General features: G+C 61.5%; 17 protein-coding genes, 1 tRNA gene and 2 pseudogenes. 14 read left to right on the top strand and 6 right to left on the bottom strand.

Annotated elements, in window-relative coordinates:
- Positions 1-2 precede the first annotated feature (2 nt).
- From AC0L3X_RS23255 to AC0L3X_RS23245, 3 genes are all read right to left on the bottom strand, one after another.
- A complete protein-coding gene (locus tag AC0L3X_RS23255) occupies positions 3-1,142 on the bottom strand; it encodes an RHE_PE00001 family protein (protein ID WP_162479014.1) in 1,140 nt (379 codons plus the stop codon).
- A gap of 233 nt (positions 1,143-1,375) precedes the next feature.
- Positions 1,376-1,771 carry a type II toxin-antitoxin system VapC family toxin gene (locus AC0L3X_RS23250; protein ID WP_085398419.1) on the bottom strand — a complete coding sequence of 132 codons (396 nt, stop codon included), beginning with the start codon at positions 1,769-1,771 and terminating at the stop codon, positions 1,376-1,378.
- Positions 1,771-2,016, bottom strand: coding sequence for a type II toxin-antitoxin system VapB family antitoxin (locus AC0L3X_RS23245; protein WP_028152781.1), 246 nt, complete (start codon positions 2,014-2,016; stop codon positions 1,771-1,773). The genes AC0L3X_RS23250 and AC0L3X_RS23245 overlap by 1 nt, the downstream gene beginning before the upstream one ends.
- A 1,785-nt stretch (positions 2,017-3,801) precedes the next feature.
- Between AC0L3X_RS23245 and repA the strand changes: the two genes are divergently transcribed.
- The 4 genes from repA (at position 3,802) to AC0L3X_RS23225 (ending at position 7,989) form a co-directional block, all read left to right on the top strand.
- On the top strand, positions 3,802-5,016 hold the full coding sequence (repA, locus tag AC0L3X_RS23240; protein ID WP_028152782.1) for a plasmid partitioning protein RepA: 1,215 nt from the start codon (positions 3,802-3,804) through the stop codon (positions 5,014-5,016).
- A complete protein-coding gene (gene repB, locus AC0L3X_RS23235) occupies positions 5,013-6,032 on the top strand; it encodes a plasmid partitioning protein RepB (protein ID WP_354098422.1) in 1,020 nt (339 codons plus the stop codon). Before repA ends, repB begins: the two co-directional genes overlap by 4 nt.
- Positions 6,033-6,229: 197 nt before the next feature.
- Positions 6,230-7,462 (top strand): plasmid replication protein RepC, encoded by a 1,233-nt coding sequence (gene repC / locus AC0L3X_RS23230; RefSeq protein ID WP_354100327.1) that lies wholly within the window; start codon positions 6,230-6,232, stop codon positions 7,460-7,462.
- Positions 7,463-7,569: 107 nt separating this feature from the next.
- The gene (locus tag AC0L3X_RS23225) at positions 7,570-7,989 is read left to right on the top strand and encodes a hypothetical protein (RefSeq protein WP_162479016.1); all 420 of its coding nucleotides are present in this window, start codon (positions 7,570-7,572) and stop codon (positions 7,987-7,989) included.
- A gap of 140 nt (positions 7,990-8,129) precedes the next feature.
- Here AC0L3X_RS23225 and AC0L3X_RS23220 read toward each other — a convergent pair whose 3' ends face one another.
- A complete protein-coding gene (locus tag AC0L3X_RS23220) occupies positions 8,130-8,330 on the bottom strand; it encodes a hypothetical protein (protein ID WP_038953878.1) in 201 nt (66 codons plus the stop codon).
- A 148-nt stretch (positions 8,331-8,478) separates the two neighbouring features.
- Between AC0L3X_RS23220 and AC0L3X_RS23215 the strand changes: the two genes are divergently transcribed.
- The 3 genes from AC0L3X_RS23215 (at position 8,479) to AC0L3X_RS23205 (ending at position 9,889) form a co-directional block, all read left to right on the top strand.
- Positions 8,479-8,628, top strand: a complete 150-nt coding sequence (locus tag AC0L3X_RS23215; RefSeq protein ID WP_171901351.1) for a hypothetical protein — start codon at positions 8,479-8,481, stop codon at positions 8,626-8,628.
- Positions 8,629-9,371: 743 nt separating this feature from the next.
- Complete coding sequence (locus tag AC0L3X_RS23210) at positions 9,372-9,683, top strand: DUF736 domain-containing protein (protein ID WP_028152788.1); 312 nt, start codon at positions 9,372-9,374, stop codon at positions 9,681-9,683.
- A gap of 62 nt (positions 9,684-9,745) precedes the next feature.
- The gene (locus AC0L3X_RS23205; RefSeq protein ID WP_171901352.1) at positions 9,746-9,889 is read left to right on the top strand and encodes a hypothetical protein; all 144 of its coding nucleotides are present in this window, start codon (positions 9,746-9,748) and stop codon (positions 9,887-9,889) included.
- 51 nt (positions 9,890-9,940) lie between these two features.
- On the opposite strand, the pseudogene AC0L3X_RS23200 reads toward AC0L3X_RS23205, so the two are convergent.
- A pseudogene (locus tag AC0L3X_RS23200) lies at positions 9,941-10,211 on the bottom strand (HU family DNA-binding protein); the annotation flags it as partial.
- A 98-nt stretch (positions 10,212-10,309) separates the two neighbouring features.
- Positions 10,310-10,595 (bottom strand): annotated as a pseudogene (locus tag AC0L3X_RS23195) (WGR domain-containing protein).
- A gap of 567 nt (positions 10,596-11,162) precedes the next feature.
- On the opposite strand from AC0L3X_RS23195, the gene AC0L3X_RS23190 reads away from it, so the two are divergent.
- The 7 genes from AC0L3X_RS23190 to AC0L3X_RS23160 all read left to right on the top strand — a co-directional run bounded on the left by AC0L3X_RS23190 (position 11,163) and on the right by AC0L3X_RS23160 (position 17,471).
- A complete protein-coding gene (locus tag AC0L3X_RS23190; protein ID WP_028152789.1) occupies positions 11,163-11,924 on the top strand; it encodes a ParA family protein in 762 nt (253 codons plus the stop codon).
- Positions 11,914-12,894 carry a ParB/RepB/Spo0J family partition protein gene (locus AC0L3X_RS23185; RefSeq protein WP_354100329.1) on the top strand — a complete coding sequence of 327 codons (981 nt, stop codon included), beginning with the start codon at positions 11,914-11,916 and terminating at the stop codon, positions 12,892-12,894. The genes AC0L3X_RS23190 and AC0L3X_RS23185 overlap by 11 nt, the downstream gene beginning before the upstream one ends.
- Before the next feature lie 421 nt (positions 12,895-13,315).
- Positions 13,316-13,834: a plasmid mobilization protein gene (locus AC0L3X_RS23180; RefSeq protein WP_028152791.1), complete on the top strand. Its 519-nt coding sequence runs from the start codon at positions 13,316-13,318 to the stop codon at positions 13,832-13,834.
- A complete protein-coding gene (locus AC0L3X_RS23175; protein WP_354100330.1) occupies positions 13,831-14,901 on the top strand; it encodes a relaxase/mobilization nuclease domain-containing protein in 1,071 nt (356 codons plus the stop codon). The genes AC0L3X_RS23180 and AC0L3X_RS23175 overlap by 4 nt, the downstream gene beginning before the upstream one ends.
- Positions 14,892-14,958 (top strand) — tRNA-Ser (locus AC0L3X_RS23170). The genes AC0L3X_RS23175 and AC0L3X_RS23170 overlap by 10 nt, the downstream gene beginning before the upstream one ends.
- 667 nt (positions 14,959-15,625) lie before the next feature.
- Positions 15,626-16,069: a hypothetical protein gene (locus tag AC0L3X_RS23165; protein WP_354100331.1), complete on the top strand. Its 444-nt coding sequence runs from the start codon at positions 15,626-15,628 to the stop codon at positions 16,067-16,069.
- A gap of 1 nt (position 16,070) precedes the next feature.
- Positions 16,071-17,471 carry an ATP-binding protein gene (locus AC0L3X_RS23160; protein WP_354100332.1) on the top strand — a complete coding sequence of 467 codons (1,401 nt, stop codon included), beginning with the start codon at positions 16,071-16,073 and terminating at the stop codon, positions 17,469-17,471.
- Positions 17,472-17,481: the final 10 nt, after the last annotated feature.

The following is a 17,481-nucleotide window of genomic DNA, read 5'->3' as shown; positions in this document are numbered from 1 at the left end:
GCCTACAGAATCCCCCAAGCCCGATATCGTCCCCTGCCGGTCACCTCCCGCAGGTCAAGCTCGCCGACCAGGTCCTGAGCGGCGCGCGGCGTGATCTTAAGCTCCTTCGCGATCATACCGGCCGAGGCGATCGGCCGGGTCAGCATATAGTCGAGCAGCGCCGGCAGTTTTGACGTGGCGCGACGGCCGGCGAGTTTTCGGGCGAGCAGGGTTCGCTGGTTAAGCCAGCGGTCGTGGTCCTTGAGACCGGCCGCCGCGGCAGCGGTGATGGCCTCGAGTTGCACGGCGAGTCGCGCCGCCGCGTCGCGCGGCCGCCGGCGTTCGCGGGGGATGGCCTTCAACCCGTCATGCAGGCAGGGCAGATGCCAGCGGGTCTTGGCCCGCGCGCGCAACACGCTGGCTGCCAGCAGCCGGCCGAGCCAGGGCGTGTGCTGCAGCGGGGCGATGGCGTCCCAAGCCTCAGTCGCAAGCGCGGCCGCGAGCGTCGGCGGCAATATGCGGGTCTGCTCGACCACGGCGCGCCAGTCGTCGAGACGCGCGTCCTCGTCCCAGTCGGGGTCGTAGACCACCGGGTCCCGCTCGGACTGGGTGCGACTCCCGCCGGCGAGTGTCCGCTCCGCCTTGGCATTCGCGGCGTCGACCGCGGCGAAGGCGGCGGCTAGGTGCGGGTCGGACTCGATGCCGCCAAGCGACGTGTCGAGATCAGCGTCTCCGCTATCGTAGCCGCCGACGAAGCTTCGCTCCCCTTCCTTTCGGATGCCCCTGCCCTCCTCCCACTCGCCCTGCCCGGTGCGGCCGCGCAGGCTGTCGAGCCCCGCCGGCGATGGCGCCCAATCCGGCTTCGCGTCGGCGATGCGGCGCCGGGTCCGTAGCACGGCGTGGGCGCGGGTGAGTTCGTGGGTCGGGGCGCGGATGTCCATGCCGGCGTCGTGGAGAACCAGATCTTCGAGATGGACCAATTCGCCTTCCAGCCACAGACTGGCGCAGGCGTCAGTATAATGTGTGCGCGCAATCCAGCCGTCGCGGATCGGGCTCTTAGCCAGGCGTTCGTCGAGCCGGGCAAGCGCGTCCTCGGCGATGGCGAGTGGGCCGGCTAGCTGAGCCCAAGGCAGTGGATCGGGAATTGAGTAACCGTTTTGCAAGGTCTTGATAACCCTAACAAGAATCGTTCAAACGGAAGCTATCACGGGAATAACTTCGGTCATAGCGACAGGCTGGTTCCCCGTGGCGCTCGCTGTCAATAATCACTGCTTATCGATTGAGCAGGCCGTTAAAGCGCATCAGCGATCCGAGGGCCGCTGCCCGGTAAACTCCCTGCCCTGGTCCGGACAAGCCCCCTTCTTTCCGCGCGCCGCGGCCGCCCCAGCCGGGTCGCTTAGGCGGCTTCGATATCGGTTTGCGGAAAGTCACCGCCCTTGAACATCAAGGGCTGCCCCAGATGCCGGGCGCAAGCGTAGGCAAAACAGTCCCCGAAATTGAGGCTCGCCGGATGCCGGCCCTTGCCGAATCGGTCGAAGGCGTCGAGAGCGAGCCTTGCCGTTTCAGCCGGCACCGCGACTACGGCGATCTCCATCAGCGCCAAATACTCATCGACCGCTTCGGCGGCGGCGCTGACCGAAAGATCCAGCACGCGCGCGACCGCGACCGCCGCCTCCCATACCGCCAACGGTGACGTCAGACGCGTTCCGGTCTGCTGCAGGCGAGCCAAAAGCTCTCGTGCCTCCTCCTCGTCGGTGAGGAGCGCGGTCAAAGCCGAAGCGTCGATGAACATCAGGTGTCCTCATACAAACTGTCGCGGAACGCCTTATCGGCGGGCTGTCCCTTGGCGGCGTCGCCCCTCGCGCGTAGATCCCGGCAGAACTGGACGCCAAGGTCGACCAAAGACGGCTTGCCCTGCTCGCGCTCGAGCTCATGGGCGAGCGCCACGTGCACTGCTTCGGTGAGGCCGAGTTTTTTTAGCGAGGCCACCTTGCGAGCGAGCGCGTCGGTCTCAGGGTTCTTGATGTGGAAGGCCATGGCGCGCTCCTCTAGACCGCATCGTGTATACCTGTATATCATCACGGATACACCAATGGGAAGGGCCGGCCTCTTTGCGCCCCGAAGACGTGCGGCCTTCGTGACGTGTGAGGGCAACTTTTATGGTTAGTTGTCTATGAACACCTGCCCTCTCCCTCTCCGGATGCTGCTTCCCTCAGGGCTGTCCTCGCAGATCATCTGGCCGTCGGGACAATAACGACCATCCCATCCCCGCCCGCTCCTTCCTCGCTTTGAATTCTGCGGGCGCGGATCGACGTCGACTACCGATGGGATACCGATCGTGACTCGACTGGTGCGACACGCCTTGGCGAATTGAAGCGACTGACGACCGCAGGTCCCAAATTGTTGTCAGCTGACAACATCCATCCTTGGTAGGGCCCTGTTGTCAGCTGACAACAATCGCCCAGGCCGGTCGCTGCTGTCTGCCATGATCCAACGGCGTCCATGGGGCAGATCGGCTTCGTTCGAGAGCCACGCAGCTCGATATCCGCGCCAGCACGCACCATCGAGAGATCGTATTCATTCGGCGGCCTTGCCGCCTCGCCAAAGGAGCACCCCCACGCCGGACGCCTTCGGTCAACCTCCCGTTAAACGGCGCCTTCAACCGCGAGCTCGGCCTGGACCTCGCCCAAAGGTCCTGATGCGTTCGCCTGCTTAGCCCCTCACGCGGTCCATTGTTGCCCCGGTCGAAACGAGTCAACAGGAGGTTCCTGCCTGGCGATACGATGCGGACTTTCGAGGAAAACCGTCCCTATCTGGAACCCGGGCGATCTCGGCGAGCGTTCCCGCGAATGGATCTGAAGGCCCGGCGTCGAGCTCCCCGCTCAAGATTGGATCCGCACCACGGCATCCCGGACGAGGTGGCGGCCCGTTGCCGTTCCTTCGTCGGATCGCATCGCCCGGGATGAAGCGATGATCGACGCGCTGCGGCACTCCTGCATCGTTGAAAAGGGCATGAGGGTCTCCGTTGCAGCGCCGAGCCCTGAGGTCGATGTCGCGCCTCGCGATCCGTCGGTGTGGCCACACGGAAGTGCAAGAGAAGGGCCAGCGCGGATGACCTGGGATGTGTCTGCTCGGTTGCTTGCGACCTGTTCGTCCGGCCCCGGTGGACCCCCTGCGACAGTGCGGTTCTTCTGCTTGCCCTTTTTGGGGCGAGCGGCGGCGCAGCGAAGTGACGCGCCAGCCCCCGATCAACACCCGGGAAGGTCCGGCGCGCCGCCGATCCAAGCGAGACGACATCGTCGCTTTACGGTGTCTTGCCATTCAGCGCGGGCGTCTGAGGCAGTTGTCGTGAACGAGGCGGGGAGGGTGCTTCTCGCGGGACCGCGGCGCCAGACGTTGGGCAATGGCGGGCAGGAGCCGTCGCTACATGGCGGCGCGATTCTCTAGAATTTGCCCTACATGACCTGAGATCAGAGCACTGAACGGAGGCTACAAGCCGGGGCGTGTCCCGTCGCCCGGACTCCAGCCGTGGCAGCACCGTTCAGCGCAGCGGTTGGCGAGCTACAAAATGACGCTCTGGCGACTCGTAAGGCGAGCCGACTCACGCCATAGTCGAGGCTCATCCCATTCGCGCCGAGCCGTTGTTGTCAGCTGACAACAACAGGGCGGTGCACCAAAAAAAGGGCCTGCGCGCCGTTTGGCACGTCATCGAGCGTTAATAACTCGTTAACCCTTTAATTCTTGCTCAAATCACAGAATCGTGGCCATCTCTCAAGACGGAGACTAGGCGTCTGACGAGCAGAAACCGTCTTGAGAAGGCAAATGGCGATCTTAGCGGAAGATTCGGCTACCATCAGCGAGACTGCGTCTGCGCGGATCACTCGGCACGCGGGCATTCTTTCCGGCCAGCTTCGCTCGCTCGCGACAACTCTTTTCCCGCCTTCGGCGAGCAAGTCGCTCCGGTCGTTCACCTCTGGAGAGGTTGCGCGAATTGCGGGCGTGTCCGATGGGTACCTTCGGCAGCTCTCTCTTGACGGACTTGGACCGACGCCAGCGACAGGAACCGGGGGGCGACGGTCTTACACTCTGGGTCAGATTCATGAGTTGCGCGAGTATCTAGCCACTGCGCGGCCGCGCGAAGCAATGGAATTCCTTCCGCGCCGGCGCCCAGGCGACAAGCTCCAAATCATCACCGTCGCAAACTTCAAAGGCGGCTCCGCCAAGACGACGACGGCATTGTATCTGTCGCAATACCTCGCCCTTGCCGGCTTTCGGGTCCTCGCGATTGACCTCGATCCGCAAGCTTCGCTTTCAGCAATGTTCGGGTACCAACCCGAGTTTGACATTGGGGCGAACGAAACCCTGTACGGGGCCATCCGATATGACGAACATCGCCGGCCACTGCGCGAGATTGTCCGGCCGACCTATTTTGACGGGATAGGGCTCGTTCCAGGCAATCTCGAGCTTATGGAGTTTGAGCACACTACGCCTCGAGCAATGGTCGAGCGGCGAGAACGCGGGCACGACCTGTTCTTTCGCCGCGTCGCCAGTGCCATCGACCAGGTTGCAGACGAATACGACGTCGTTGTTATCGACTGCCCACCCCAACTTGGTTACCTGACCATGGGCGCGCTAAACGCGGCGACCGCTATGCTCGTGACCATCCATCCGCAGATGGTCGATGTCGCATCCATGAGCCAATTTCTTCTCATGACGTCGGATCTCATGTCCGTCATCGAAGAAGCTGGCGGGCGCCTCGATCACGATTTCATCCGGTACGTCATCACGCGTCACGATCCCAATGACGTGCCTGAAGCTCAAATCGTGGCTCTCCTCCGCACCCTCTTTGGTTCAGATGTGCTCCAGGCGACTGTGTGGAAATCGACCGCGATCGCCAATGCTGGTCTCACCAAGCAATCACTTTATGAGCTGGAGCGCGGCGCCGTAGGGCGGGGCGCCTACGACCGGGCATTAGAATCGGTCGACGCGGTCAATGCCGAAATCGCGCAACTTCTTAAGAAGGTGTGGGGTCGATGAGCAAACGTACTGACACGATCAAGAGCCTTTTCACGGCCCCGCAATCAAGTGCGTTGTCAGCTGACAACATGCCCGCTGCCTTGCCGCGGGTCTCGTCGGGCTCGGTTCGCTCGTTGAAAGACTCTTTCTCCGAAGTGGAGAAAGAGAACGAGGAACTTCGCGAACGAATTGCATCCGGGGCGGTGATACTTGAAATCGACCCCTCGCTCGTCGATCCGTCACCGCTGGCCGACCGTTTTCGCGATCAGGATGATAGCTCGTTCGAAGCGCTCAAACAGTCGATCGCACAGCGTGGCCAAGAGGTGCCCATTCTCGTTCGGGAGCATCCTGAAGCGAAAGGGCGCTATCAGAGCGCCTATGGTCATCGCCGCGTCCGCGCCACGCGCGAACTAGGTATTTCCGTCAAAGCGATTCTGCGATCGTTGTCAGATGAAGCGCTTGTCGTGGCGCAAGGACTCGAGAACGCACCGCGCGAAGATTTGAGTTTCATTGAGCGCGCCAGCTTCGCGATGCATATCGAGGATGCCGGGCATAGCCGCTCAGTCGTGCAGGATGCGTTGTCGGTCGATCGGGCGGAGGTCTCGAAACTTCTTGCCGTGGCTCGATCGGTTCCTGCCGAGGTCATTCAAGCGATCGGGAAAGCTCCGAAAGTTGGCCGCGGCCGTTGGCAGTCATTCGCTGAATTGATCAAGGATTCCGCGGCGCTCAAACGGGTCAGAGCGGCGATCGCCGAACCTAAATTTGCAGAGCGCGAAACCGACGCACGATTTCTTGCAGCATTCTCCGCGGCAACCCGTCCATCTCGCGGGGAGCCCTCGAAAGAGCCGGACGAGAAGCCGGTCTTTTCCGTGTCCGGGGAAAAGATTGCGCACGTGCGTCAGGCCGAGCGCGAATTGAAGCTTACCATCGACAAGAATGTCTCGACGACATTCGCGGCATTTCTTGTGGACCAACTCCCGGCCCTGTTCGACGCCTTTTCCAAGAAGAGCAGTGGTCAGGAAAGTACCGAGGCCTGACGGTCTCGTCCCGTAAACACGAACCAGGAGCAGACAAGGCAAAAGAAAAAGGCCCCCGAAACGGAGTTCCGGAAGCCCTTCTCTTCAAGTTTGGCGACTGACAGAGAATCACTTTCGCGAATCGCAGTCAAGAGTTTCTACGCGATTTTATCGTCGTTTCGGCGAGCGGATTTTCTTTGCCCAACTGAGGCAAAGACATGCAGTCACACTCTCCAACGACGCCCTTTGGGCGGCGATCGCTGACGCTTGCCCATGTGGCAAGCCAGATGGTCGCAACGGAACGTCCTCCCGAAAAGATCGTGCACAAATGGAAGATCTTCCACGCCATCTGCACGGCACGGCCGCGCCTTGGGGTGTCGGAGCGCGCGCTCTCGGTGCTAAACGCACTCCTAACCTTCCATCCCGAGACCGCGCTGACAGGAGAGGATGACCTGATCGTCTTCCCCTCGAACCATCAGCTCGCGCGGCGAGCGCACGGCATGCCGGCATCGACGCTGCGACGCCACCTCGCTGTGCTGGTCGACGCGGGGCTAATCGTTCGGCGCGACAGTCCAAATGGCAAGCGATATGCGCGGAAGGACGATGCTGGCGAAATCGAGCTCGCGTTCGGCTTCGATCTGTCACCGCTCGTCGTGCGCTCGGAAGAGTTCGAGAGCCTGGCGGCCGATATCGAAGCCGAGGCCCGCGCACTCAAGCTCGTGCGTGAGCGGATTACACTGTGCCGGCGCGACATCGCGAAGATGATTGCAACTGGCATGGAGGAAGCCGTCCCGACGCGAAGGGGAGGGCAGGGGCCTGCCGATTGGCAGGTCGTGCACGCTGCCTTCCGCGCGATCGTCGATCAGATTCCGCGCACCGCGACGCGCCAGGAGCTCGAGCCGATCGCCGACGAGTTGTCTCAGCTCGCCGACGACGTACTCAATCTTCTGGAAACACATGTCAAATCCAAGAATCCGAGCGCCAATGAGTCCCATTCTGAGCACCACATACAGAATTCAAATCCAGATACCCTCATTGACCTTGAACCTAGCCTTCGAGAAGGCAGGGCGGCGGGAGCTGAGCCAAGGCCTCAACCATCGCGAGTCGGGGAGGGGACGTATCCGTTGGGAATGGTCCTGAGTGCATGCCCGGACATCGTCGACTATGCGAAGGGCGGGCTTTCGAACTGGCGCGATTTCCTGGCCACAGCGGCCGTTGTACGATCGATGCTGGGGATCAGTCCGAGCGCCTGGGAGGAGGCGCAAAAGGTTATGGGCGAGGTGCCTGCAGCCATCGTCGTCGCGTGTATCCTGCAGCGCGGGACGGCGATCAATTCCGCTGGCGGTTATCTGCGCGGTCTAACGCGAAAAGCCGAGGTCGGCGAATTTTCGCTTGGTCCAATCCTGATGGCGCAGATCAATTCTCGCCGGCGAGACAAGCAGAGGGCGTGAGGCGATGAGGCGCCGTTCCCAGACTTTGCCTCTTCGTGTGATCGAAACACCCCCACTGACCCGGCTTCTGCGCTGTGTCGATGCAAGGCCGTTCGGAGAGATTCGTCATGGCAAAACACCCTCCAATCACGCTCGCGCCATTTTTCCAGCCTGGCGATGAAGGCGCCGCGGAGCAACGGATGTACGTGGCAGGGTTCGCGGACGAGGCGGGCGAGGCCTGGGGGACGCTGATTCCGTTGGATGCGGAGATGGTCGAGCACGCCGTTCTGGGGCAACAGACTTTCACCGTCTGGTGCAATTCCGACGGACGCATCCAATCGCAGCCGACCAGCGATAGCGTTTTTGAGGATCTTCTGGAGAAAGATCAATTGAAGGAGACGCCCCTCGATGAGCTCGTCGCCGAAGCCATCGAGCAGGGCAAGAATGAACCCAATGATGACATCCTCGATATGTTCGAGACCCTGCATGAGCGGCTGGTGCGGGCGCAGGGCATGGTCGCTGACGAGATCGCGCGGCGCAGGCGCTGACTCCTCGCGCCGCAGTCAGCGCGGTTCAGTGCTGTAGGGTCAGCTTGTACTAACGCGAGCACCGCGACCGCGCGCGGCCGATACCCGGACCGGTCGATGAAAACAAGAAAACCGACGACCGGGCCTGGCTCCGATTAGTCTTAAGCTTCGCCGGAGCCGGAAAACAGCACCGTCGGTGGCGTCGCGCGCGGCGGCGGGAGAGTCCGAGCGCCCGGGGCTCCCGGTTTGCTCTTGAGATCGTATCGCTGGGCCAGGTCGAGTAGCCGCCGCTTGGTGAACGGGTCCGCGTACTCCGCCAGATCGCGCGCCCGCTGTGCGAAGCCTCTATAAAATTCTTCCACGACGCAACCCCCGCAACATCACTGAAAATCGGATTTCAACGTGAGACGCACTCCGCGTCAAGCGGCCTGGTGCATGCGGACAATTTTCGGCGATTTACTTGTGCTCGCGGCGCACGGGGAACTAAGCTGGTCCCGGCAGGCAAAAATCATGACTCCGCTCTACCTCAGCCGGAAGCTGGGCCCGAAGTGCGGTAAGCCGATGACGGCCGTGCCCGACGACCTCGCGCCCGGCGGGCCGCGCTACGTCTGCGTGGTCTGCGAGGACGATCCGCTGCGCGATCCCCTCGCCCGGAAGTAGTCGGAAAGCCCGCTGCGACCGCCGGCCAAATAACGTTCGGGTTGAATCGAGCCCGGCAGCCGGATTGCTGCAGAGGCCGATTGCGCTCACAACCCTCTCCGACGATGTGGAGTGGCAACCCGAACGCCCAGCTTCGTTCCATCGCGCGTGCCGGCGGAATCGTCCCGGACTCGGAGGCCGGCATGCCAAGCGACGGTAGCATCTGTTTTACGCCTCGCGGGGCGCTCGGTCGCATGGATGCGGTGGGCGGGTTGCATCCACATGGCGAGTACGTTGCCAGCCTCGTTATCGATCTTGCGCTGGCAACTTCGACGGCTACGCCGAAATGCTGACGGTGACGATCTCCATTGCGGGTGATGCGCGCCGTCCAGGTGACCTATTAAGGTGAGCTGCATTTTGCTTGCCGCGCCCATTGCCTGAGATCCGAATGGCCGAACGGATCGGGGCCGCCTGTCTTCATTCCATGTGGTTTAGCGACGGGCGCACCCATCAGCATCCTCGATAGAGGCTGGTCTGACCGAAGGCCGATCCCGCTTCGCGGGCTCTCGATCTTGTCCCTGCAACGTCCGTCCTCGACTTTCTTCACCTGGCGCTGCGCACCATTCCTCGCGGTCCAAGAAAGTCGCTGCCGGCCGCCCTCCATTTCATTTCGGCCCTTTGGGTGCAGGTCGATCGCCTCCGGTCTCACGACCGCCATCGAGGTCGCGATCGGCGCGGCCCGAGAAAACCAAGGGAATGAGACAATGGCTACCATCGGCACCTTCACGTCCACGGGCAATGGCTTCTCCGGCGCGATCAAGACGCTCAACCTCAACGTCAAGGCCAAGCTGATCCGCGTCGACACCCCTTCCGACAAGGGACCGCACTTCCGCATCTACTCCGGCAACGTCGAGTTGGGCGCCGCCTGGCAGAAGACCGCCAAGGACACCGAGCGCGACTACCTCTCCGTCAAGCTGGACGATCCGAGCTTCCCGGCTCCGATCTACGCCACCCTGATCGAAGTCGAAGGTGCGGAAGGCCTGCAACTGATCTGGTCTCGGCCGAACCGGGACTGAAGCTCCAGGAAATCGGCTCCGCCGCAAGGCGGGGCCCGCTCCCTTCTACCGGAGATGCGATCATGATCGTCGACACCATTGAAGAATTGCGCGCCGAGCTGCGCGAATGCCTGTTCACGCCGGCGGAGCGCATGGCGCTCGAAGTCGAATTGGCCGAACTCATCCGCCAACGCAACAAAGCGCTCGCAGCCGAGGAGCGGGCATAAGCCCCGTCCTCTTGCATCTTGCGATGCACCTTCATTACGGTCCGCTCCTGCGTTCAGACCATCTTTGATGGGCTTTGGCCTTCGCAAAGGCAGCTTCCTGGAAGCTGCGATTGCAATCGTTGCGACGGTCGATGGATTGCGCCCCTCACGAGCGGGGCTGTCCTTGGCCTTGAACTTGCCGAACCCGGGAAGGCTCGCTCGGCTCCGCTCACGCCGCATCAGTGCCCGCGTTGCAAACGCTATCGACGATGGTTTTCGCCTGAGCCTTTGTCAGGTCGTTCTCGGTGCAATTTTTTTCGGCGATCTCATTGGCAGTCGTCATGGACGAGCTCCGTCTTCTTTCAATCTTGCTCGTCAAGGCCGTGGACCAGATAGCGCCGCCATCACAGGCAGAGCCGTAATCCTCGAAAGAATGTCAGCCTAAGGCGGTTTTTCGTCCATGACAGCGTAACCGCGCCTCCGCTTCGCACGCTCCAGCCGTACGAATGCTTCGATCGCCTCCGCACTACTATCGAAGGTCTGCACCATGGTTTTGCCACTCGTGCCGATGCGGCCCCAATTGCGGATCTCCGAATAAGGTGGGCTGGGTGGATAGCGCATAGAACCGCCGCATATTGTGCGCGGCTTCGATGCGGCGCAGATGAAGCGGTTCTGGTTCGGGTTTCGGCACGGACAGATTCTCGCTTCGGAGGGAAGCGCCGTCCAATGAGTTTTATGAATCGACCGGGCAGATCGATTCACTTTATCAATAGGTCAATCGGGCCGGAGAATGCCGCACCCCCGTCTTATTTGTCGGATTGAATCTCTCCTCGATGGAGACTTCGCCATCGGACGCGCGTCGCAATTCCTGGCTTGCAATTGCGCCAGTCTTGATCAGAACAGCCGCCCGAAAGAGATCGGCTCTAATTCAAAGTTCCTGCGGCTCTTACAGCCTTGCCTGCTTGGGCGAGCCCCTTCGGGGACGGCTCTACTCGCGCCGCCGCGGCGACGCTCCCGGAGCCCACAAGCGGTCTCCGCGCCTTCGCGTGACGATCCTCTCGCGACCGGTCGCGGACCGCTCAGCAACGAGCACGATTGCCGGCTCACTTCGCCAGAATTTCCCTCCATGGCTATGGGCTGACCTGACTCTTGTGGCAGGGGATTCGCTGTACGAATTCCGGGATCGTTCCGGTGACCGGATTCGCAATCGTCTGTTGGTTCAAACCAACATCCCCCAGGACATGATGGACAAGGACATGGCTCCCGCACTGTTAGATCCATTTCGGACCTTAAGATGAAGACCATTGTCATCAACAATCAAAAGGGCGGGGTCGGCAAGACGACGCTTGCCGTGCATCTGGCTTGGTTCATGGCGGAAGCGGATCTCCGCGTCCTCGTGATCGACGTTGATGCGCAAAGCAATGCGTCGGATACGTTGAGGCACTACGCCGGTTCAACGTTAGCCGCGGATCTGTTCAAGCCGGGGATACGTGTCGTACCTCGGGAAGACAAGTCCCTAACGCTCGCGCCGGCCGATAGCTCGCTGACCGATCTCGATCGCAGCAGTGCGGCCGCCATAACGACTCTGCAAGAGAACCTCGCTATCGCGTCGGATCAGTTCGATGCCTGCGTCATCGATACGCCGCCATCACTTGGACTGCGCAGTGTCGGCTGTTTGGTGGCGGCGTCGCATGTGCTGGCTCCCATCTATCTGGAGGACTATTCGATCAAGGGCGTCAAAGGTCTGATGCAGACCGTGATCGGCGTGCAGAGGCGCTACGGCCGCCAGGATACCAAGTTCCTCGGGTTGCTGCCTTCGAACTTCAATACGAAATCGCCCCGTCAAAGGAGCCATCTTGAGCAACTGTTGCGCGAGGCGGGCAAATATGTGTTCCCGGGTCAGATCGTTGCAAGGGACGGCTACGCCGAGGCCGTTGCCGAACGCCTGCCGGTCTGGAAGCTGAAGCGCCGCTCTGCCCAGGAGGCTGGTCGGGAAATCCGCGAGGTTCTCGCCAAGATCGTCGCGCAAATGGACGAGCCGGCACATGGCGCTTGATCTCAGCTTTAAGCAGCTCATCGATGCCGCGGAAGATGGTGCCGCCACAATCGGACAACCGACTTGCATCGCCATCGATCGTATTGACGAAGATCCGGACCAGCCTCGTCGCAGTTTCGACGAACAGAAACTCGAGGAGCTCGCGGAATCAGTCCGTCAGCATGGCGTGCTGCAACCGATCGTGCTGCGCCAAGCGACCGAGGAAGGCCGGTATGTGATCGTCGTGGGTGCGAGGCGGTATCGTGCTGCTAAGCGCGCCGGGCTCCGGGACATCCCGGCTTTCATTCATGCCGTTGGTTCTGCGGATCGTTATGTTCAGATGATCGAGAATATTCAGCGCGACGATCTCGATGCTCCCGAAATTGCAGCGTTCGTCGCGGACCGCTTGGAGCAGGGTGACAACCAATCCGACATCTCGCGCAAGCTCGGCAAGCCGAGGGACTGGGTATCTCGCTACGCGTCGGTCCAGAGCATGCCGGAGTTCCTCCAGTCGAAGCTTGCCGGCTCATCAATCCGTGCTGTGTACGAACTCTATCAGGCTTGGCGTGAGCAGCCCCACGCCGTCAAGACTTTATGCGCAGCACAGGAGAGTTTCACCGACGCCCACGCCCGTCAGCTGGCTCGCAAAATTCGCAGCGAAGTCCGCGGCTCCCCTGCTGATGGCGAAGGGCCGCCTGGAGCTCAAGCCGGACGAAGCCCGATCGCATCGCCAGTGGCATTGCGACCCAGCGAGAGAGACGGTGTAACCGCGATCGCGGAGAAACCTCTCAACTCCTTGGCCGATCGGAATGCGCGAATGAGCCCATCGCTGACGATCAGAGTGCGTCACCAAGATCGCATGGGCTGTCTTCTGATCGATCGACTCGCGTCTCGAGGCTCACGCCATGCCGTGCTGCTGATCGATGGTACAGAAGAGGCGGAAGAGGTTCCGGCATCGACGGTTACAATCGAAGAGATACTGTTCGCATGAAGCTTGTCTTGAACAGCCTCCGCAGAAACGCTGCTACAGTTGGTGCGCCGGCGGAGCGGATTTCCCATCCGAAGGATGGCGCGTTAGCGCAGCAGCCGGAGGCCGAACGCGCCTTCCACAGCGCCGTAGAGAGGCCGGAGGCTGCTGGAAAGCCGCGGTCCACATGCTCGATGCCAATGTTGCCGATCTGGACGCGCGGGTTTCGTGGAGAACAAGGATTAGGGGCGACGGCTTCGTCATTCCCGGAGGAATTCTCCGCATCGATCGGCGACCGTGTTGGATCTCACGTCCAGCACCCCCCGAGATTTGACTGCCGATCCCGTTGGTTTGAACCAACATGGAGGGGGAAGGATTCGCACTTTCTAGTGCAGGATAGGCTTCGCGCCAGCGATGTATTACATCGCGATTGGGATTGGAGTGCATGGCTCTGATCTCGCTTCGTGTCTCCGACGAAGTCGCTGCAGAATTCTCAGCTTTTGCAGCTACCCAGGGCGGTAAGTCTGCGCTGCTGCGGCGTCTCATTGCTGATGCACTAGCTGCACCAGCGCCGCGCATCTTGGCGTTGCCGGTCGGACGGCCGGAAAAGGTGACGGTGCGATTTCGCGAGAGCGAGATGCGGCAGCTGGCGGAGGTCTCACATCAGCGCGGCATGACCCGAACCGGCTGGATCGTCGCGCTGGTGCGCTCGCGATTGGGGTCGCCGGTGCAGCATTCCCCGCACGAGCATGACGCGCTTCGCGCGATCGTTCGCGAGCTCAATCGGATCGGCGGAAACATCAACCAGATCGCGCGGGCCGCAAACACCAGTGTGCTACAGGGCAGGGCGGTTGAGCCCGATTTGTCGGTAATTCAAGAAGCCAAATTGGTCATCGAAAGAGAGCTCGCGCAATTGCGTAGTGCGCTGCACGGCAACGCGGATTATTGGGATGGACCGCGATGAGCCGTCGCTCGCTGCGGCCAGCCGACCTGGACTCCGAACTTCCGCCGATCTCGTATGTTTGGGAAACGCCCAATCGGCGCCCACGGCGGGCCGAGTGGGATATCCCCGATCCGGCCGCTCCAGGCCGTCTTACGCCGGCGATGCGTGCAAAGCTCGAACGCATCGTGCGCCGAGCGCCCGAGGTGATGGTCAAGATCACCGGTCGTACCAAGGACGTGGCGCATCTCAAATCGCACCTGGCCTACATCACGCGAAACGGCGAGCTCGATGCGGAAACTGAGCAGGGCGCGACGCTGGCGGGTCGTTCCGGATTGAAAGATCTGCAGCAACGCTGGGAGGATGATGCCGGCCTCGACGAGCGCCGCCGTGATGGATTGCTTTCGATCAACATCATTCTATCGATGCCGGCTGGTACCGATGCCATTGCGGTTAAGGATTCAGCTCGGGCATTTGCCATCGAGACGTTCGGGGACAACCACGACTACGTCTTCGTCCAGCACCTCGATGACAAGCATCCCCACGTGCACTTGACCGTTCGGTCTTTGGGCCATGACGGCAAACGCCTCAGCCCCCGCAAAGCGGATCTTCAGGCCTGGCGAGAACGGTTTGCCGGCGAGCTCCGGCTGCGCGGGATCGCGGCGGAGGCAACGCCGAGGCGAACCCGCGGACGGGTTCGAAAGGCCGATCGCGGAGCGGTGCTTGGTTTACGCAAGCGAAAGATCACGCCCGATGTCGATCGGCTCGCCCGTAAGGAGGTGCTTTCGGAGGTGAGGGGCGGCAGAACCGCCAAACATCCCTGGGAGGAAAAGATTGAATCACGTCAGGACGCCATTCGGCGGCGATATCTAGACTATGCCGCGGAGCTGCAGCGTTCTGGAGCGGCAGCAGATCGCGAGTTGGCTCGCCAGGTTCGGCAATTCGTCAAGGATATGCCCGCAGTCGAAACCCGCCGGCATACGTTGAAAAGCGAGCTGTCGGAGCTTGCGAAAATCCGGAGCGTGGGCGCAGAGCAGGGCGTCGTTGCAGACCGGCGCGACGATACGCGAGGCGATGAAAGGACGAGATAGGCGAGCGCAGGAATCATAATCCTGGGGTCGGGGGCTCGAGTCCCTCTCCCGCTACCAATTCCAGCGTAACCCTTTGATTTTCCAGACTTGGCCGACCGATGTTTCGAGGCGAGGGATGTCTCATTGATACATCCTCAACGGTCGCGGATCAATTCTCGCCGTGAACGATCAACATCGGGCGCGGAGAGCCGGCGTGCGGGCTGCGATTTGCGAAAGTGTGGCGGGTTAACGGGGGTTCGAATCCCTCCCTCTCCGCCACTGATTTTTAGCAGCGCAGAAGTCCTTCAAAATCAGGCGCTTATCGAACCGTCGGCTTTCTGTGGTGGAGCACTGTGGTGGAGCACTCTCCGCCCCTTTTTGCCACATCCGAGCGAATTGTTCGACTTGAAATTGGCGGACCGTGCTGTTCGCTCCCCAAGTTCCAGCAAGGGGGAGTCGGGACGCGTCCGGCCGACGCCCGGCCGCGAGCTTCAGTCATGTCCTGATGTCTATTCGCGCTCGATGGGTTGGCAGACCGCACGCGGTCGCCGGCCGTACGAGCCATAAGGGTCCGTAAATTGTCTAGAGAAACGTCACGCTTCGCCCACGTCGCTTTTCGTCGTGCCCGCGCGCCGCGGTGAACGGACGAATCCTTGCTGCATCCCGAGTTTACGGAATTGCGAAGGGCGGAGGAAAACATGCAACTTGCGCGACAAAGCTGAAAAGCTGCAAGTGGGGGAAACGCTTGGCAGATGTCGATCACGATAATTACCGAGGGCGTGCTGAGCGCCTTCGCCGACCTCATCCAGGCGAACAGAGGAACATACCGACGGTGATCAACGACGCGCAGATAACGAGCCGGCTCGGTTCGAACAATCTCATCGAATTGAAGAACCTAGATCCCACCGACGTCACAACCTTCCTGGCAAAGCTGCGCGAGGCGTTCGTTGATAAGTCCGCAGTCGAAGCGGCCGTCGCCGCCGGCGAGATCGCTTCGGCGGATTACGTCTGGGACAGATATCCCTTCACCGACGACGGATGGCGGGAATTTCTCGAATATTGGAACATCAACCAGGAGCAGGCCAAACCGCGCGAGATCTGCGACAAGCTCGACGACGTGGGTTTTAGAGCGATGAAGGATGATCTTAAGCTGATCGGCCCGGATTCCCTCCGTAAGGCGAGAATGTAAGATGACATCGTTCGGCCTCGAACCCCCGATTTCCAAAACCCCCGGCGATATCGTCGCCGGGGATCCGTCGTGTCGTGGCAAGGACAAGGTGCTGCTGGGGACGTTGGCGGAGACCGGACCGCGCAGAAAGCTCTGGCTGGACATCACAGGCGAGCAGGTCGTCGCGATCTTCGGAAAGCGAGGAACCGGCAAGTCCTATTCGCTGGGCGTCATCGCGGAAGGGCTGGCTGCGGGAATGGGCGATACGGCGATCGCGACCATGCATACGCCTCGGGCCGCGCTGGTCCTCGACATCATGGACATTTTCTGGAGCACCCAGATTCCGCTCGTCGACGAAGGGTCCGCGGAGCTTCGCCGGCAGTTCGCCAACATGCGCAAGGGCGGAATGAAGTCGCAGCCTCTCAATGTCGACGTCTGGATTCCCTCGGGCTTCGAGAGACCGGAGATCGACCCGGCATCGGTGCGTTCGCTCGTGATCGGCGCCTCTGACCTCGAGACTAGCGATTGGGGCGCGCTCTTCGACATAGATATGCTGACCGAACCGAGGGGAATGTTGCTGACCGACCTCATTGGGCGCGTGTCGATCTATGGATACAACGACCGCTCCGGCGGCTCGGTGTCGGCTTCGCTGACGTTTGACTTCGACGCTCTCTTGAATTGCCTAGGCGGCGATCCCTCCTTCTCGGTGAATTACAGCGACAATACCGTCCGTGCCGTCCGCCAGCGCCTGGAGACCTTTCGCGATCTCCCACTCTTCCAGGGAACGCCTACTGATCTGTCCGCGCTGCTTCAGCCGTTTCGCGTTAGCGTGCTCATGCTGGGACGGGCGCAGGACGACCTCAAGAACGTCGTGGTATCCGTGCTCCTGAGGCGTATTCTGAGGCAGCGCCGCGACGCCTCCTTCGCGCAGAAGCGGCTCGATCTGCAGCCCGAACTGAGCGCTGAGGAGACGCAGGAGCTCAAGGCGACGATTTCTTCGAACATACCCCGGACCTGGGTGCTCCTGGATGAGGCGCACGTGCTCGCCGGCTCTGACCGGGGTTCGATCGCCCGGGACGCCTTCATCAAGTACGCGAAGGAAGGAAGAAACTACGGACTCTCACTCGCGCTCGCCACCCAGCAGCCGAGCGCGCTCGACAGCAGACTGACCTCCCAGGTCGAGACGCTGATCGTTCACCAGCTCACGGCGCCGAAGGACGCGGCGGTGGCGCTGGAAAATTTGCGGTCGCCGCCGCCGTCAGAAGCACGGGTAGATGGCGAGAGGGCGGGGGTGGACGCGTTGCTCCGATCACTGACGCCGGGCATCGTGACGTTCTCGTGCGGAAACGCTCCAACGCTTCCGCGCGTCTGCGTCGCCGCCGTCCGACCGCGCGTCTCGGCGCACGGGGGGTACGAAGCTTGATACCCCTTGA

The sequence above is a fragment of the Bradyrhizobium sp. MI1.7 genome (genome assembly GCF_055811795.1).
Note: the sequence above shows the minus strand (reverse complement) of the source record. Positions and strands in the feature narration are given on the sequence as shown.

Bases quoted from the DNA above. Each gene is read 5' to 3' on its own strand.
- AC0L3X_RS23180 (WP_028152791.1), top strand. From the start codon at position 13,316: ATGGCTCTGATCTCGCTTCGTGTCTCCGACGAAGTCGCTGCAGAATTC.
- AC0L3X_RS23225 (WP_162479016.1), top strand. From the start codon at position 7,570: ATGGCAAAACACCCTCCAATCACGCTCGCGCCATTTTTCCAGCCTGGC.
- AC0L3X_RS23210 (WP_028152788.1), top strand. From the start codon at position 9,372: ATGGCTACCATCGGCACCTTCACGTCCACGGGCAATGGCTTCTCCGGC.
- AC0L3X_RS23215 (WP_171901351.1), top strand. From the start codon at position 8,479: ATGACTCCGCTCTACCTCAGCCGGAAGCTGGGCCCGAAGTGCGGTAAG.
- repB (WP_354098422.1), top strand. From the start codon at position 5,013: ATGAGCAAACGTACTGACACGATCAAGAGCCTTTTCACGGCCCCGCAA.
- AC0L3X_RS23205 (WP_171901352.1), top strand. From the start codon at position 9,746: ATGATCGTCGACACCATTGAAGAATTGCGCGCCGAGCTGCGCGAATGC.
- repC (WP_354100327.1), top strand. From the start codon at position 6,230: ATGCAGTCACACTCTCCAACGACGCCCTTTGGGCGGCGATCGCTGACG.
- AC0L3X_RS23160 (WP_354100332.1), top strand. From the start codon at position 16,071: ATGACATCGTTCGGCCTCGAACCCCCGATTTCCAAAACCCCCGGCGAT.
- AC0L3X_RS23185 (WP_354100329.1), top strand. From the start codon at position 11,914: ATGGCGCTTGATCTCAGCTTTAAGCAGCTCATCGATGCCGCGGAAGAT.
- AC0L3X_RS23250 (WP_085398419.1), bottom strand. From the start codon at position 1,771: ATGTTCATCGACGCTTCGGCTTTGACCGCGCTCCTCACCGACGAGGAG.
- repA (WP_028152782.1), top strand. From the start codon at position 3,802: ATGGCGATCTTAGCGGAAGATTCGGCTACCATCAGCGAGACTGCGTCT.
- AC0L3X_RS23190 (WP_028152789.1), top strand. From the start codon at position 11,163: ATGAAGACCATTGTCATCAACAATCAAAAGGGCGGGGTCGGCAAGACG.
- AC0L3X_RS23175 (WP_354100330.1), top strand. From the start codon at position 13,831: ATGAGCCGTCGCTCGCTGCGGCCAGCCGACCTGGACTCCGAACTTCCG.
- AC0L3X_RS23245 (WP_028152781.1), bottom strand. From the start codon at position 2,016: ATGGCCTTCCACATCAAGAACCCTGAGACCGACGCGCTCGCTCGCAAG.